The organism is Enterobacter cloacae complex sp. ECNIH7 (genome assembly GCF_002208095.1).
GTDB lineage: Bacteria > Pseudomonadota > Gammaproteobacteria > Enterobacterales > Enterobacteriaceae > Enterobacter > Enterobacter cloacae_M.
In genome coordinates this window covers 2,339,622-2,353,856 of sequence record NZ_CP017990.1, presented here as the reverse complement: position 1 = coordinate 2,353,856, position 14,235 = coordinate 2,339,622, and the positions used below count along the sequence as shown (strand labels likewise).

The following is a 14,235-nucleotide window of genomic DNA, read 5'->3' as shown; positions in this document are numbered from 1 at the left end:
CGCTATGTCTGCTACAAATGCCATAAATAACGCACTGATCGTGACGGCTCATCCTGTCGACAATTCGTTATCCCATTCGCTGGCAGCCCGTATTGCCGGAAAATTACGCGAGCAAGGTACGCAGGTTGAAATTGCCGATCTGCATGCTGAAGGGTTTAATCCGGCGATGACCCGCGCCGATCTCGATTTGTATCACGGCGATCCGAGCGCCCTTCCTGAAGATATTCTGCGCGAGCAGCAGCGCGTCGAGCGAGCGGATATGCTGGTGTTTGTTTTCCCCGTGTACTGGTGGTCGGTCCCCGCGCTGTTGAAAGGCTGGTTCGATCGCGTATTAACCCTGAACTGGGCGTATAAGGTGGCCGACGATGGCCGGATTGTGGGCAGCTTACGCGATGTTCCCGTCCGCCTGATTGCCACCGGCGGCAGCGATCTCACCGGATTCGACAAACACGGCTATTCGACGGCGATTCAGACGCAGATAATCGAAGGCGTGTTTGGCTTCTGCGGGCTGAAGAACGTTAAGCTCGATATTCTTTACCAGGCAGACGCGGCGACGCCTGAGCAGGTGGAGGAGTTCCTGAAGGGACTAGAGGGCCTTAAATAATCCCGGCTATTCAGTCAGCAAAGGCGTGCACAGCAGGTTACGAGCCTTTGCTGACAGCTTCCTGCCGCTTGATCGTACCCCTACTCAAGTTGGTGTCTTGAAGCAATGAGTTAAGCAACGCTATAACTAACGTGATAATTCCGCATATAGCGTAATGAATAAACAAAGGTCATTCCATGTATCAGTCAGCTCAGCCAACAACCACCCTCACCACCACCGGCACCTTCGGCGGCGTGAGCGTATCTGTAGCGAACTACTGACAAACAGAACCTCAATCCCCGCCAGCCTGGACGGGGAAATACCTCTCCGTTCACCGCCCTCTGAATGGAGAAAGAAAATGATTTCTGACAATGCTCTGTTAATTATCGACATGCAGCAGGGCCTCTTCCGGGGCCCGGTCTCCCCCTGTTCCGCCGATGTCGTTCTGGCAAATATCCGTTTGTTAATAGCCAACGCGCGCCACGCTCAGGTACCCGTCTTTTTTGCCCGCCATGTTGGACCAGACGACTCCCCCTTCTCAGAGAAGGGGCCGTTAACGCAGCTGATACCCGAGCTGGACGTGAAGGAGCAGGATGTTGTTTTCACCAAGCGCCATCCCAGCTGTTTTCGGGATACCGAATTGCTGCGTGAACTTAATCAGAGAGGCATCAGACAGCTGGTCATTGCCGGGATGAAAACAGAATTTTGTGTCGACACCACCTGCCGGGCCGCGCCGGAGCTGGGCTTCAGGACGATATTGATTTCAGATGCGCATACCACAATGGATAACGCACATTTATCCGCCACTGACATCATTGCGCATCACAACAGCACGCTGGCCGGCCCGTTCGTGATGCTGTCAACTGCCAGCGGCTGGCATTTTAATACGGTCAGTTGAGTTAGCGGGATCGTCTCTCTATCCCGGCGCGCCTTTCCGCGCGTCGGGAAAAGTAGAGAAAATTACAGGGTAAAACCTCCGTCACCCACCTGCGCCTGGGCGTACCATTTCATCAGCTCCGCGGTACCGGGCGCGTTCTCAGCCGGTGACCATGGGGCGGTATCGTGCTCCGGAACAGGCTGATAGCCGCCGTGTTTCACCTCGAAAATGACGCCGCCTTTATCCAGCGACAGCACGGCATGCCAGGTACCGGCATCCATCTCCAGCACTTTGCAGTCTTCACCTAACACCACGCGCTGGGTCACGTTACCGCTGTCATCAAAATTCAACACCAGAAAGCGACCGCTCAGAGCCGTCAGCAGTTCAAACGTGTGCGGGTAGCGATGAGGGCGAACATAGGTACCAGGCTCCATCGCGATAGCCAGGCGTTGTACCGGGTCGCTCAGCTCGGGATGTAAATTGCGGTGCGCGCGTAAGCGAGGAGAATTGGCAGCCTGCTCGCTTTGTTGCTGCAGGTCACTGAACGTAATTTGTTTCATATACACCTTTGTGAATGGAGTCAGCGGGCGGCAACCCGATTGCCGCACGACGTTATACCATTCTGGACGGTCGATGAGCGATGGCGTTTGTGAAACAAAACGCTGCAACGTGAGGATGCGCGTGATCGCACTCCAAAGCGCAACATTGAGTAAAACTCACATTAATTCCCACTATTTATCGTTTTTATAAAGTGACGCAACTGAAATACCATCCATTCACCCCTGGGATAGAAAAAATAAATATTACCAAGCCTGTATGGAGCACCTATGACACTCGATGTTTTATTCCCTGTAATGAATATTATCTCGCCTCATAAATTTAGCGTCCAGGCAAATGTGCATGAGTTGATAACGTTACTTTCAGCAGAAAAGGAAAGCTCAGAAGCGCTATCGCCTTTCATCCATCGACTGCACCTCCTCTCTTTCGCCCAAAGCAATCCGGGTAACGCCGAAGAGCTGCTCTCAGCACACTTGCCAAAAGAAGATGGGATCCTTCCGCTGCTAGACTTTGCGGACTGGCCAAAGGTGCGTTACGCCACGTCAGGCGAAACTCAGACGCGTGAATCTGAGGAGTATTTCCGTGAAATGACGTCGGCTGCCAATCTGTTACGCACGGCGCTGATCGCTGCTGAACGCGCAAAGGGGACGCCTGCGCTTTATATTCTGGATAAATTGCTCAACCTGAACAGCGCATTGCCGGAGCGATATAAACAGATGGCGAATATTCCCTACGCATAAATACGCTCAATCTGCGGAATATCCCTCAATAAATATTCCGCCATTTATTAAACCCGCTTTTCGCTATAATCAAGACAGACGATATCCAACGAAGGCAGCACCGGCGCATTAAGGTTAAGCCACGCCAGCAACCGTTCAATACTCTGTCTTCTGAGCGAGTTTTTCGGCCAGACGAGGTAATAGCCATCGCCGGTTGCGATAGCTTCCCTGAAGGGCAGCGCAAGCAGACCGCTTTTCAGCGCGTCGAGCGTGAGGCGGAGATCGGCCATCGCCACGCCGTGACCGTGCATGGCGGCCAGACTTCCCTGCTCCAGGGTGTCGAATACTATCCCTCGACTTACGTCGAGTCCGGGGAATGACCCCGTTCTTTTCAGCCAGCGCTTCCAGTCCCGTCTGTCCGGGGAGGGATGGATAAGATCGCACTCTGGAAGCTGATGCCGGGCAGATTCAAGCAACGACGGGGTACAAACCGGAATGAGCCATTCACTGAAGAGCAGCCTGCTTTCCGTTGACTCGCCGAAATAGCCATTACCGAGCAGGATCGCACAATCATAGGGCTCACGGCTGAAGTCAACGGTGTCGAAGTCCATCCAGACGCTGGCAATTTCAATTTTTGGCTTCGCGTGGTTCTCGCGAAAGGATTTAAGCACATTCAGAAGCCACCGCATCGTCAGGGTGCTGGGGGCTTTGAGGCGCAGAAGGTGGTTTTCACTTCTGAATGCGCGACAGGCCCACTCAATATTCGAGAAACTTTCGCTGAGCTGTCCGGCCAGAATACGTCCGGCATCACTGACCTCCACTCGCGGCCCCTGGCGTTTAAAGAGCTCACAGTCGAACCACTGTTCAAGCGTCCGGACATGCCTGCTGACCGCGCCCGGCGTGATATTCAGTGCTTCAGCCGCTTTGCTGAAGGAGTTCAGCCGCGCGGCAACTTCAAAAGCGCGCAGCGCATACAGTGGCGGTAAAGACATACATTCCCTTTCTGTGAGGTTTAGCTATGCAGTGTTTGTATTATCGGCACTAGGTGACCTGTCGCTCAGGTCCTCAGACGGGAACGTCATCAGCAGCTCCCTGAGAAGGGACTCAAGCTGCGCGCGCTGCGCGTCAGACAAGCTGCTCAGCAGCGCATTTTGCGTTTGTGTATGCACGATCAGCGCCTGTTCGATACGCTCCTGCCCGTGCGGCGTCAGGCTTACGAGGGTGCTGCGCTTGTCATCCGGATCGGCAATTCGCCTGATAAGCCCAAGCTGTTCGAGATGGCTGAGCCGGTTCGTCATCGCCCCCGAGGTTATCATCAGCGATTTATAGAGCTGCGTGGGGGAAAGGCAGTACGGCTCACCGGCGCGACGCAGCGTGGCGAGCACGTCAAACTCGCCCTCGCGAAAACCAAACTGCCCCATGGCCTGCGCCCGTTCTTTTCCCAGATGCTTCATCAGCCGTAGCATTCGGCCAAAAATTTTCATCGACGAGGCGTCCAGCTCCGGCATGGCACGGCTCCACTGGCCGACAACGAAGTCTACATGGTCATGCATTTTCACCCCTGATGGCGTGGGTATTTATCCTGTTGTGCGGTACATCTTACGCAAAAACATATTTTATCTTAACGTTAAGATAAATGCTCGTGCCGATTTGCCCGGGCCATTCACAACCGAAAAGGATTCCACGTTGAAACGCACGTCGCCTTTACTCTTCGCCGTTATCGCTTTTATCGTCGGGCTGAACCTGCGCCCCATTCTGGCTTCTGTCGGACCGCTGTTCTCCGTGCTGCAGCGCGAAGCGGGGCTAACCGCTACGCAATTCAGCCTGCTGACCACCCTGCCGGTCGCGATGATGGGGCTTGCCGCCCTGTGTGGCCCCTGGCTTTTAGCCCGACTCGGCGCCGTTCGGGGAATTATGCTCGGGCTCTTTATCCTGCTTGCGGCCTGTTTGCTGCGCGGTTTTAGCGCCTCACCGGAGAGTCTTATGGGCACCGCGTTACTGGGCGGGGCCAGCATAGGCACGATCCAGGCGTTAATGCCTGCCCTGATTAAAAAGGAATATACGCAAACGGCCAGCACGGTGATGTCGCTCTTCAGCACGGGCATTATGGCCGGAGCGGCAGTCGCCGCCGCCAGCGCCGAGCCGTTGTTTTCATGGCTCACGCTGAAGCCCGCGCTGGCAATGGCCGGGCTGTTAGCGCTGCTTGCGCTGATACTTTGGTTAACCCTGGTTAAGCATCCTCAGGAGGAAAAAACAGCCCACGAAACCGTCACGCTCTCGTCCTCCCGTACAGCACTACTGTTGCTCTTTTTCGGCGTGGGTACGGGCGCCTACACGCTGGTATTGGCCTGGCTGCCCCCGCTTTACATTCAGGCGGGATGGTCCGCACGCAGCAGCGGCTACATGCTGGCCTGGCTAACGTTAACCGAGGTTGTCGCCGGGTTTGCCGTCTCCGCGCTGATCGGTAAATTCCCCGACCGCCGCGTGCCGCTGATCGCCGTATTGCTGTTGCTGCTGGCGGGATTACTGTGTCTGGTATTTGCGCCGGGTACAACACCGGTGTTATCCACGCTGCTGCTTGGCACCGGGATCGGCGCCCTCTTCCCGCTGTCGCTCATCGTCACGTTCGATCATGCGCGAACGCCCGCCCAGGCCGGGAAGTTACTGTCTAAAGTTCAGGGAGGTGGATACATGATTGCCGCGCTTATGCCGCTAATAGCGGGGATCGTTCGCGACAGTTCGTTCTCGCTGACCAGCGCATGGCTGATCATGAGTGCGGGAGTCGTGCTGCTGATCGTCATCGCGCTGAATTTTAAACCCGTCGTGGACGTGCAGGCAGGGTGAATGCAACACCAGAATTGAGGGTCGTATTTCCGCCAATCGTAAGATAAATTCAGGGTGAATTTCACCTCATTCAGGAGTGGATATGCCGCAGACGCTACCAGAAATTGATGTCTTATTTGTCGCCGGGTTCGGGCCCATTTCGCGGGATACGGAGTCCAGCGCCGCGTTTTATGTCCAGACACTCGGCCTTCCGCTTAAGCCGATGGAGGGGAATACCGAATATCTGCTCACTGAGGAGGGCCAGCTGGAAGGCGTGAAGCATTTCGCCGTCTGGCCGCTCGCACAGGCGGCTGCATCCTGTTTTGGAGAGGAACAGTGGCCAGTTGAGCACCCGATACCGCAGGGATGGGTTGAGTACGAGGTTCAGGATCTGGACTCGGCTACCCGCGTTCTGAGTGAAAAAGGCTATCGGCTGCTGGTGGCTAACCGCACGGAACCGTGGGGGCAAACCCTCACTCGCCTGCTTAGCCCGGAAGGCTTGCTTACCGGGCTGACGATTACGCCGTGGCTGCGGGGGTAAATGGGAATTTGTTTGTGACGCTGGTTGCAGACGTGCATACCATAGCGAAGTTGGTCATCTTATCCGCAGTTGACTGTTATTTCGCATTAAGCCAGAAATCATTTAAATATTAGAAATCGCCTCTTTCAGGCGGCCCAAAGTTAAATATTGTTCCTTACGTCAAATAATAAAAAATTACCAAAACTAGCAGTTGATTATTATTGTTATGACTTTTAAGATTTTACCGCAACTCATTGATTAATTTGCTTTAGGGAAATAAAAATGACAAGAAATATCGTTGCGGGAATGATGATGGCCGCGTTTTCAGGGGCAGTATATGCAGGACCAACAATCGTTACACCAGATTTTTCACCGGATAGTTTAGCGGTTTCAGCCTCTGCCGGGATGCTGAGCGGAAAATCTCACGAAATGGTTTATGACGAAGCTACAGGAAGAAAAATTAGCCAACTGGACTGGAAAATAAAAAATGTCGCCATTCTGAAAGGCGATATCACCTGGGATGCTTACTCATTTTTAACATTGAACGCCCGCGGCTGGACGTCCCTGGCATCAGGTTCAGGTCATATGGATGACTATGACTGGATGAATGCAAAACAATCCTCCTGGACAGACCATTCAAGCCATCCGGCCACGAACGTTAACTACGCCAATGAATATGACCTCAACGTAAAAGGGTGGATCCTCCAGGGCGATAACTATAAAGCGGGCGTAACCGCAGGCTATCAGGAAACACGCTTCAGTTGGACGGCGACTGGTGGTACTTACAATTATGATAACGGTGCCTATCAAGGGAACTTCCCGGCAGGCGAACGCGGCATTGGTTATAGCCAGCGTTTTTCTATGCCCTACATTGGCCTTGCAGGACAGTACCGTTTCAATGACTTTGAATTTAATGCCCTCTTCAAATTCAGTGACTGGGTGCGTGCACATGATAACGACGAACATTACATGCGCGATCTGACTTTCCGCGAGAAGACAACAGATTCCCGCTATTATGGTGCCTCTGTTGATGCCGGGTATTACGTCACTCCGCACGCCAAAGTTTTTGCAGAATTTACCTATAGCAGTTACGAAGAAGGTAAAGGCGGTACGCAGATTATTGATACCAATACTGGTGACTCCGGCTCTATTGGCGGGGATGCGGCAGGTATTTCTAACCATAACTATACCATTACAGCGGGCCTGCAATACCGCTTCTAATCCAGGCGAACAACAGTCCATTGTTAAAGCAGACCAGGCCCCTGACGGGGCCTTTTTCGTTACGTTAAGCTAATTCCTTGCCAGGGACACTCCCAGGATACCTGCCATCCAGTCCAGGTGTTGGTGACAGATTCTAGAAGTACAGTAATTGCATATTTACCACCCCACTGGCATCTTCATTTCCTTTAACTGACGCATTACAAAAAATAACAGTTTTAACTCAAAATAATAGATTGTAATATGGTTCCAAATGCTAACAAACAAAGGAGTGACATGCTCTCTCAAACACTAAGTGACAAAAGATGGATGGGGCTTTCTTAGCGAAATTTCAAGACCGAAAAGATCAAAAAACAATCAGTTACAGGCATGGCGTTAGTTATTGATGAGTCTGGCAAACTAACAACTTCAAACCCCGAAAAAATGAATTTAACTTATCAAGGAATAAAAATGAAAATTATCATATCAAGCGTAATAATTGGCGCGTCAGTGTTGTTATCCTCTGCAATGTTATCAGGAAATATAGAATTTAAGAAACAGAACATTTTAAGCAATGACAACGGTCATGTATCATTAGGAAAAGTTTATAGTGAAAATACATTTCTCAATGTTGAATTAAAAACAGAAAGCGATAACTCAACAATCTTCAAACTTACCGATTTATCTGTCGGTTCTTACCAAGACGGCATTAAGAGAGAAATTCAGTCAATTATTGATGACTATAACAAAGATAAATCCGATGATAAAAAAACAACTAGCGACAAACTTTCTTTAAAAGTCCCTGCAACACTTACACTGAAGATTTACAATGTATATCGCGCTGAAAACATTCCGGTGTACAATCTCACAATAGATACCCAGTCCATAAAATTTGGTAAAGAAACCCCAGTGTTAAAGTCCGTACTGGAAGCATCAGACAAAATATTGAAGGATAATAACCAACGAATCCAGGAAACATTTTTCTTGTCGAAAAAATAGAATTATAATTTATAAGCTCGTTATGCTAGCGTGGAGCAACCACTCTACGTTTCTCTTCATCAGCGGGCCGTCAGCTTTTATAAATAATAACGTCCGCTCCCGGCACAACGCGTTAAAAATAGCGTTTAGTCCGTCAGGAACACAGAGCGGGCGTTATCTTCTCTCCGGTGTGAGTGTTTCGTCATGCTCTAAGAGAAAGGTTCGGCTATCAGATACCTTACATTTCCAGTGCCGCAAGAATTGCAGGATCCATTTTCTCTGGCGTGGTCATCGGTGCAAAACGCTTGAGTGGTTTACCGTCGCGGCCGATCAAAAACTTAGTAAAGTTCCACTTAATACGCCCTCCCAGCACGCCGGGCAATTCATCTTTCAGATAACGAAACAGCGGGTGCGCTGCGCTACCGTTAACCTCAACCTTCTCAAACATCGGGAAGCTCACGCCGTAGTTGATGTAACATGTTTTCGAGATTTCGTCGGCGCCGCCGGGTTCCTGTTTACCGAACTGGTTGCAGGGAAAGCCCAGCACCGCTAACCCTCGATCGGCGTATTTCTTGTATAGCGCTTCAAGGCCAGCATATTGCGGCGTGAAGCCACACTGGCTGGCGGTATTGACGACCAAAACCACCTTTCCCGCATAGTCGGCCATTGAGATAACACGGCCATCCAGGCTGGTGGCGGTAAGTTGATAAAAGCGAGTCATACTGAAATCCTCAAAGCAGGCCGTAAAGTCGCGGTGACCATCAACAGGGCCGCCGCCGTTTAGAAAGTTTACATTCAGGCAGGCTATTTGTGATACATTCCTGGCGCGCTAATGACCACCACACTCGCTATCAGGTATGCAGAACATAACAATAAAAATTCGCTGGCTTCTGCTTACTCTCCCACTCCTCAGCGGTTGTGGCACGCTCTCACAGATGTCCTCCCCGGAAGGTACTCAGGAACTTCTCACCCATGATTCGCTGGATGGCGACGTTGACAGCGTGGTGCGTCACTATATGGCACAAAAATCCGTTCCCGGGATGACGGTCGCGGTGATCCATAATCACGGCTCGCCGCAGTTTTACACCTGGGGCGTAACCGATGCGGTCAATCGCTATCCGGTCAGGCCTGACACCCTGTTTGCGCTCGGCTCGCTCAGCAAAGGGATCACGGCGGAAGTGGTGGCTTGTCTGGTGAATGAAGGGAAACTGAACTGGAACGATAGCCTGGCGACACTGCTACCGCCGGGTACGCCGCTTAGCGCGGATGCACAAAAAATTACCCTGCTTGAACTGGTAACCCATACCTCCGGCCTGCCGCGTCAGAATATGGATGTTCCTATGCTTGGAAAATTCATCGGCTATTTAAGCACGGGCGAAAATTTCTATAGCGAGCTGGACAGCGATAACGTGCTGCGCTACCTCGCCGACTGGCGGGCGCCAAAGAATAAAGTGCCGCAATACTCCAATACCGGCTACGCCCTGATCGGCTATATCCTGAAGCACAAAACCGGCGAAGATATCCAGAGTTTAGCCTCGCGCTATATTTTCCGTCCGCTGCAAATGGCTAACAGCAGCTTTATTCCCCAGCAGCTAAAAGGATACCCGGAGCGTGCGCTCGGCCACGCGGGCGATCAGCCGAAATTTATCCCGCGCGGGCAGCTCACCCCGGACTGGCATTTTTCCAACAACATGGTGGCGGCAGCGAGCTTGTACAGCAACGCCGAAGATCTGGCGATCTATGCCCGCTATCACGTATCGACGACGCATAATCCCTTGCTGGACAGCGTCTTTGCCGAAGTGAGAAATACCGATATTCAACGCCCCGACGGAGTACAGGGTATTGCCTGGACCACCGACTTTATCGGCCTGGAAAAAATCACCTATCAGGTCGGCTATATCGGCGGCTACTCCAGCTTTATCGGCTATGACAAAGAAAAAGGCAATGCGGTGGTGGTGCTGCAAAATACCTTTAACTGGAGTAATTACATTGGCATCGCGCTATTAATGGATATGGCGAAAAAAGACAGCCTTATTATCTCTGGCAACCGTTTTGCGAATAATGGGATGCCTGAACGCGTTTATCAGCAATTACGGTGAACGCCCGCCGTCAGATTCAGGTCTGATGCGCAAGATCTTCGCGAGTCGGCCCCTGAAAGTAGATAGTACTAATATGGCAACTTCGAGGCTGAGTCAGTACAAAACGAATCGTTTCCCAGATTGACCATCCATTCACCAGACGCTCCCCCATTCTTGATTGATTATCGACATGCGCATCTAAACCGGTCAGTTCAAAATCAGGCGGATATAATCCGGTTACCCGAATGTTTTCTTTGGATAAGTGTTTTGACAGTTTCGTTGTAAAGCCGCTGAGCCCGTGTTTGCTGGCAAAAAAAGCGGGATGGGCAATCGAATCTGTAAAGTTCGGAATACCGCACGCAGAGATAACCGCAATGATGTCTGCACTGTCTGAGCGTCTTAAACCCGGAAGCATTGCCTGGGTTAGCAGAATTGAACCTGTCAGGCCTGAACTGACGGTATTGAAGATTTCTGTGCTCGAATGTTCGTCTATTGTCCCTGACAACCACTGAGCAGCATTCAGAATTAAAATATCGATTGGCCTGTCTGAATGTAAGATCTGCGAAGAAAACTGAGAAATGGATTCCGGCAGGGCTAAATCACAGAGATACCCTTTCGCCTCACCACCTTCAGCCGCGATGAGGCTGCAGGTTTTTTGAATATCCACCGCCCGACGGGCGCTAAAATCCACTTCAACGCCCTCTCGGGCAAGCCAGACGCACAGCGCCTGACCAAATCCCCCGCCGCCACCCGTGATAACAGCTCTTTTACCCCTCAGCATAACTCTGTGTCCTCTGTCGTGATGAGTCTGTATCGAGGATTAATAGCATGATGAGGCGGGTAACATCTTCCCGTTAGTGCCGTGGCGCGAACTTCCCGTCCTACACCGCCGACTTCGGCCTTAAATTCTCATCAAACGCCAGCCGTTTCCGGTCAGGCTCAGCCTCGCGCAGCGGCTCCACCTGGTGCATAGTGAGCTTGCAGCGCTCCACCAGCACCTGATACTCCCGCGTGCCCTGCTGCTTCCACGCCAGCTCCTGCTCGCTGAGTTCGCGAATCGCTTTGGCCGGGCTGCCGATAATCAAATGGTTGGCGGGCATCTCCGCTTTCGCCTTCACGAACGCCGCCGCGCCGACGATGCTGTTTTCACCGATGACCGCGCCGTCCATCACCACCGCGTTCATGCCCACCAGCGCATTGCGGCGGATCACGCAGCCGTGGAGAATGGCGCTGTGGCCGATATGCCCGTCCTCTTCCACCACCGTGTCCTGCTCCGGGAAGCCGTGCATCACGCAGTTATCCTGAATGTTGGCACCGTCTTTCACCACGATACGGCCAAAATCACCGCGCAGGCTGGCGTTAGGACCGACGTAAACGCCTTTGCCCAGAATCACGTCCCCGATCAGCACCGCCGTCGGGTGAACATAGCTCTCGTCCGGCACGACCGGCGTCAGACCGTCAATTTGATAAACTGGCATCTTCGCTCCTTATGCGCTTGTAAGACCACCAAAGCGTTGATAGTAAAGCGTGACAGGCACGGGCAGTTCGCCCACGGAGGTTTCGCCCTTCTCGCTGACAAACGCCAGCGCCCCCGGCGCGACACGCTGATAGATATTAATGCAGAGCTGTCGGGCGCTTTGCCCCGCCCAGTGAGCGGGCAGCAACTCTTCCGGCAGCAGCGGGTCTTTCAGCACCACGCGACGATAAAAGTGAATCAGCAGCAGCTGGATCTGGAAACAGCGTTCCGGCGTCAGCTCCTCGGGCGCGGCCTCTTTCAGCAGCGGCAGCAGCGGCCGGAACGAGTTGATAAACGACTCGTACATCGCGTTTTGCTCGGTTAACTGCCAGCACTCTTCCACCCGCGAACGCAGCGCGGCGCGGGAGAGCGCCAGCGGCGAGTGGGCTTCAAAGAAGATCACGTTTTCCGCCACGCCGGCATCGTGAAGCAGGGACTGCACGTCCGCCAGATGCTGCGACGGCGAGGCCATCAGGCTCGGCGCCAGCGTGCCAAACCCCTGCCAGATAAGCTGTTTTTTGACGTCGGCAAGGGTGGCTTTATCGAGACCTTCGGAGAGCAGCAACAGCCATTTTCCGTCCCAGGCTGGCAGTTCCGCGCGGTAAATCTTATTCTCCGCGCGACGCGTCAGGCGAAGCCCTTTATCGCTCAGGCGGTAAAAGCTGCGACGCCCGATGCGGGAAACGTCCAGCCAGCCCTCTTTGTTGAGGCGAAACAGCGCGGTGCGCACGAAGCGCTCGCCAAACCCCATGCCTTCCAGCAGGGCGGCCAGGCTACCGAGCCAAATCTCACCGCCGCGATGGGAAAGCGCGTCACCGTATAACGAGGAGATGAGAGAGGTCCCGCTGACGGGTACGGAGCTGACCGCGTGCTGGATAAAGGCGTCGAGTTTATTCATGTGATTCATTCTGTTGTAATTTTTGTCCTGGATGAATCATAGCATAGGATTCTGGGATAGCCCCTCACCCCTCACCCTAACCCTCTCCCAAAAGGAGAGGGAACTGTTTACACCCTCTCCCTTTGGGAGAGGGCCGGGGTGAGGGAAAACTTAGCCGTTGGCCGCAGCTTTACGCAAGTCAAACACCCGGCAGGCTTTGCCCTCCGAGCGCGGGATGCTGCCGCAGTTAACAATCATTACGTCGGTGGAAATTCCCACCATTGACTTAATGCGGTGGCGCAGCTGGTGGCACACCTGACAGCGCTGCTCGTGCGTCAAAGTGAGACTACTCTCTTTCAGCTCCACCTTCACGGAAAGTGAATCAAGATGCCCGCGACGGTTCACCTCCAGCTGGTAGTGCGGAGAAAGGTGTTCGAACTTGACGATCTCCTCTTCCAGCTGCGACGGGAAGACGTTGACGCCGCGGATGATCAGCATGTCGTCACTGCGCCCGCTGATCCGGTCCATGCGGCGCATGCTGCGCGCGGTTGCCGGAAGCAGGCGCGTCAGGTCGCGGGTCCGGTAGCGGATCACCGGCAGCGCCTCTTTGGTCAGCGTGGTGAACAGCAGTTCGCCCTGCTGCCCGTCATCCAGCGGCGTGCCGTCGTTCGGGTTGACGATCTCCGGGTAGAAGTGATCTTCCCAGATGGTCGGGCCGTCGACGGTTTCGATACACTCCATCGCCACGCCCGGCCCCATCACTTCGGAGAGGCCATAGATATCAAGTGCGGTAATGCCTAAGCGTTTTTCGATTTCGCGACGCATGGCCTGCGTCCACGGCTCGGCGCCGAAGACGCCCACGCGCAGGGAACAGCCGCTGGCATCGCCGCCCATCTGGCGCTCCAGCTCCTCAATCAGGTTGAGGCAGTAGGACGGCGTCACCATGATCATATCCGGCTGGAAATCACGGATCAGCTGCGCCTGTTTCTCCGTCTGGCCGCCGGACATCGGGATCACCGTCGCGCCTAAACGCTCGGCGCCGTAGTGCGCGCCCAGCCCGCCGGTAAACAGGCCATAGCCATACGCCACGTGAATTTTGTCCTTCGCGCTGCCGCCCGCGGCGCGCAGGGAGCGGGCCACCAGATTGGCCCAGTTGTCGATGTCGCCCTGCGTATAGCCGACAACGGTCGGTTTGCCGGTGGTGCCGGATGACGCGTGAATGCGCACCACCTGCTCCATCGGCACGGCAAAGGTATCGAACGGATAGTTATCCCGCAGGTCCTGCTTGGTGGTGCACGGGAATTTGCGGATATCCGCCAGCTCTTTGAAATCGTCAGGGTGAACGCCCGCGGCGTCAAACTTGCGTTTGTACATCGGCACGTTGTTGTAGGCGTGATGCAGCGTCCATTTCAGACGCTCGGTCTGCAGCGCCTGTAACTCGTCAAGGGAGGCCGTTTCAATCGGATCAAGCTTTGTTGTATTTGTCATTGTAGGGTACTCACATTGTTT

At 53.5% G+C, this 14,235-nt stretch carries 16 protein-coding genes; 8 read left to right on the top strand and 8 right to left on the bottom strand.

What is annotated here, in order from left to right:
• Positions 1-4 precede the first annotated feature (4 nt).
• The gene (locus tag WM95_RS11710; protein ID WP_045354851.1) at positions 5-604 is read left to right on the top strand and encodes an NAD(P)H-dependent oxidoreductase; all 600 of its coding nucleotides are present in this window, start codon (positions 5-7) and stop codon (positions 602-604) included.
• Positions 605-941: 337 nt separating this feature from the next.
• A complete protein-coding gene (locus WM95_RS11705; RefSeq protein WP_063408870.1) occupies positions 942-1,481 on the top strand; it encodes a cysteine hydrolase family protein in 540 nt (179 codons plus the stop codon).
• Between the two features lie 62 nt (positions 1,482-1,543).
• Here the strand turns inward: WM95_RS11705 and WM95_RS11700 are convergent, their stop codons facing one another.
• Positions 1,544-2,020, bottom strand: coding sequence for a WbuC family cupin fold metalloprotein (locus tag WM95_RS11700; RefSeq protein ID WP_063408869.1), 477 nt, complete (start codon positions 2,018-2,020; stop codon positions 1,544-1,546).
• 267 nt (positions 2,021-2,287) lie between these two features.
• On the opposite strand from WM95_RS11700, the gene WM95_RS11695 reads away from it, so the two are divergent.
• Positions 2,288-2,758: a hypothetical protein gene (locus WM95_RS11695; protein WP_063408868.1), complete on the top strand. Its 471-nt coding sequence runs from the start codon at positions 2,288-2,290 to the stop codon at positions 2,756-2,758.
• Positions 2,759-2,805: 47 nt separating this feature from the next.
• Here WM95_RS11695 and WM95_RS11690 read toward each other — a convergent pair whose 3' ends face one another.
• Positions 2,806-3,729 (bottom strand): LysR substrate-binding domain-containing protein, encoded by a 924-nt coding sequence (locus WM95_RS11690; protein ID WP_023311591.1) that lies wholly within the window; start codon positions 3,727-3,729, stop codon positions 2,806-2,808.
• A 24-nt stretch (positions 3,730-3,753) separates the two neighbouring features.
• Positions 3,754-4,290, bottom strand: a complete 537-nt coding sequence (locus tag WM95_RS11685) for a MarR family winged helix-turn-helix transcriptional regulator (RefSeq protein ID WP_063408867.1) — start codon at positions 4,288-4,290, stop codon at positions 3,754-3,756.
• A gap of 133 nt (positions 4,291-4,423) precedes the next feature.
• Here WM95_RS11685 and WM95_RS11680 point away from each other — a divergent pair, with 133 nt between their 5' ends.
• From WM95_RS11680 to WM95_RS11665, 4 genes are all read left to right on the top strand, one after another.
• Positions 4,424-5,581 (top strand): MFS transporter, encoded by a 1,158-nt coding sequence (locus WM95_RS11680; protein WP_063408866.1) that lies wholly within the window; start codon positions 4,424-4,426, stop codon positions 5,579-5,581.
• Between the two features lie 82 nt (positions 5,582-5,663).
• Complete coding sequence (locus WM95_RS11675) at positions 5,664-6,101, top strand: VOC family protein (protein WP_063408865.1); 438 nt, start codon at positions 5,664-5,666, stop codon at positions 6,099-6,101.
• A 261-nt stretch (positions 6,102-6,362) separates the two neighbouring features.
• On the top strand, positions 6,363-7,301 hold the full coding sequence (locus WM95_RS11670) for an omptin family outer membrane protease (protein WP_063408864.1): 939 nt from the start codon (positions 6,363-6,365) through the stop codon (positions 7,299-7,301).
• A gap of 366 nt (positions 7,302-7,667) precedes the next feature.
• Positions 7,668-8,276 (top strand): hypothetical protein, encoded by a 609-nt coding sequence (locus WM95_RS11665; RefSeq protein ID WP_127851053.1) that lies wholly within the window; start codon positions 7,668-7,670, stop codon positions 8,274-8,276.
• A 217-nt stretch (positions 8,277-8,493) separates the two neighbouring features.
• On the opposite strand, the gene WM95_RS11660 is transcribed toward WM95_RS11665, so the two are convergent.
• Complete coding sequence (locus WM95_RS11660) at positions 8,494-8,976, bottom strand: glutathione peroxidase (protein ID WP_088544782.1); 483 nt, start codon at positions 8,974-8,976, stop codon at positions 8,494-8,496.
• Positions 8,977-9,112: 136 nt separating this feature from the next.
• Between WM95_RS11660 and WM95_RS11655 the strand changes: the two genes are divergently transcribed.
• Positions 9,113-10,354: a serine hydrolase domain-containing protein gene (locus tag WM95_RS11655; RefSeq protein WP_063409447.1), complete on the top strand. Its 1,242-nt coding sequence runs from the start codon at positions 9,113-9,115 to the stop codon at positions 10,352-10,354.
• 16 nt (positions 10,355-10,370) lie between these two features.
• Here the strand turns inward: WM95_RS11655 and WM95_RS11650 are convergent, their stop codons facing one another.
• The 4 genes from WM95_RS11650 to paaK form a co-directional block, all read right to left on the bottom strand.
• Positions 10,371-11,114, bottom strand: coding sequence for an SDR family oxidoreductase (locus tag WM95_RS11650; RefSeq protein ID WP_063409448.1), 744 nt, complete (start codon positions 11,112-11,114; stop codon positions 10,371-10,373).
• Positions 11,115-11,214: 100 nt separating this feature from the next.
• Entirely contained in the window at positions 11,215-11,811 is a 597-nt protein-coding gene (gene paaY / locus WM95_RS11645) for a phenylacetic acid degradation protein PaaY (RefSeq protein ID WP_023335575.1), read from the bottom strand.
• A gap of 9 nt (positions 11,812-11,820) precedes the next feature.
• Positions 11,821-12,756 carry a phenylacetic acid degradation operon negative regulatory protein PaaX gene (paaX, locus tag WM95_RS11640; RefSeq protein ID WP_063409449.1) on the bottom strand — a complete coding sequence of 312 codons (936 nt, stop codon included), beginning with the start codon at positions 12,754-12,756 and terminating at the stop codon, positions 11,821-11,823.
• Between the two features lie 141 nt (positions 12,757-12,897).
• A complete protein-coding gene (paaK, locus tag WM95_RS11635) occupies positions 12,898-14,214 on the bottom strand; it encodes a phenylacetate--CoA ligase PaaK (RefSeq protein ID WP_063409450.1) in 1,317 nt (438 codons plus the stop codon).
• Positions 14,215-14,235: the final 21 nt, after the last annotated feature.

Coding starts and splice junctions, on each gene's coding strand:
- WM95_RS11710 (WP_045354851.1), top strand. CDS start 5: ATGTCTGCTACAAATGCCATAAATAACGCACTGATCGTGACGGCTCAT.
- WM95_RS11705 (WP_063408870.1), top strand. CDS start 942: ATGATTTCTGACAATGCTCTGTTAATTATCGACATGCAGCAGGGCCTC.
- WM95_RS11700 (WP_063408869.1), bottom strand. CDS start 2,020: ATGAAACAAATTACGTTCAGTGACCTGCAGCAACAAAGCGAGCAGGCT.
- WM95_RS11695 (WP_063408868.1), top strand. CDS start 2,288: ATGACACTCGATGTTTTATTCCCTGTAATGAATATTATCTCGCCTCAT.
- WM95_RS11690 (WP_023311591.1), bottom strand. CDS start 3,729: ATGTCTTTACCGCCACTGTATGCGCTGCGCGCTTTTGAAGTTGCCGCG.
- WM95_RS11685 (WP_063408867.1), bottom strand. CDS start 4,290: ATGCATGACCATGTAGACTTCGTTGTCGGCCAGTGGAGCCGTGCCATG.
- WM95_RS11675 (WP_063408865.1), top strand. CDS start 5,664: ATGCCGCAGACGCTACCAGAAATTGATGTCTTATTTGTCGCCGGGTTC.
- WM95_RS11670 (WP_063408864.1), top strand. CDS start 6,363: ATGACAAGAAATATCGTTGCGGGAATGATGATGGCCGCGTTTTCAGGG.
- WM95_RS11665 (WP_127851053.1), top strand. CDS start 7,668: ATGGCGTTAGTTATTGATGAGTCTGGCAAACTAACAACTTCAAACCCC.
- WM95_RS11660 (WP_088544782.1), bottom strand. CDS start 8,976: ATGACTCGCTTTTATCAACTTACCGCCACCAGCCTGGATGGCCGTGTT.
- WM95_RS11655 (WP_063409447.1), top strand. CDS start 9,113: ATGCAGAACATAACAATAAAAATTCGCTGGCTTCTGCTTACTCTCCCA.
- WM95_RS11650 (WP_063409448.1), bottom strand. CDS start 11,114: ATGCTGAGGGGTAAAAGAGCTGTTATCACGGGTGGCGGCGGGGGATTT.
- paaY (WP_023335575.1), bottom strand. CDS start 11,811: ATGCCAGTTTATCAAATTGACGGTCTGACGCCGGTCGTGCCGGACGAG.
- paaX (WP_063409449.1), bottom strand. CDS start 12,756: ATGAATCACATGAATAAACTCGACGCCTTTATCCAGCACGCGGTCAGC.
- paaK (WP_063409450.1), bottom strand. CDS start 14,214: ATGACAAATACAACAAAGCTTGATCCGATTGAAACGGCCTCCCTTGAC.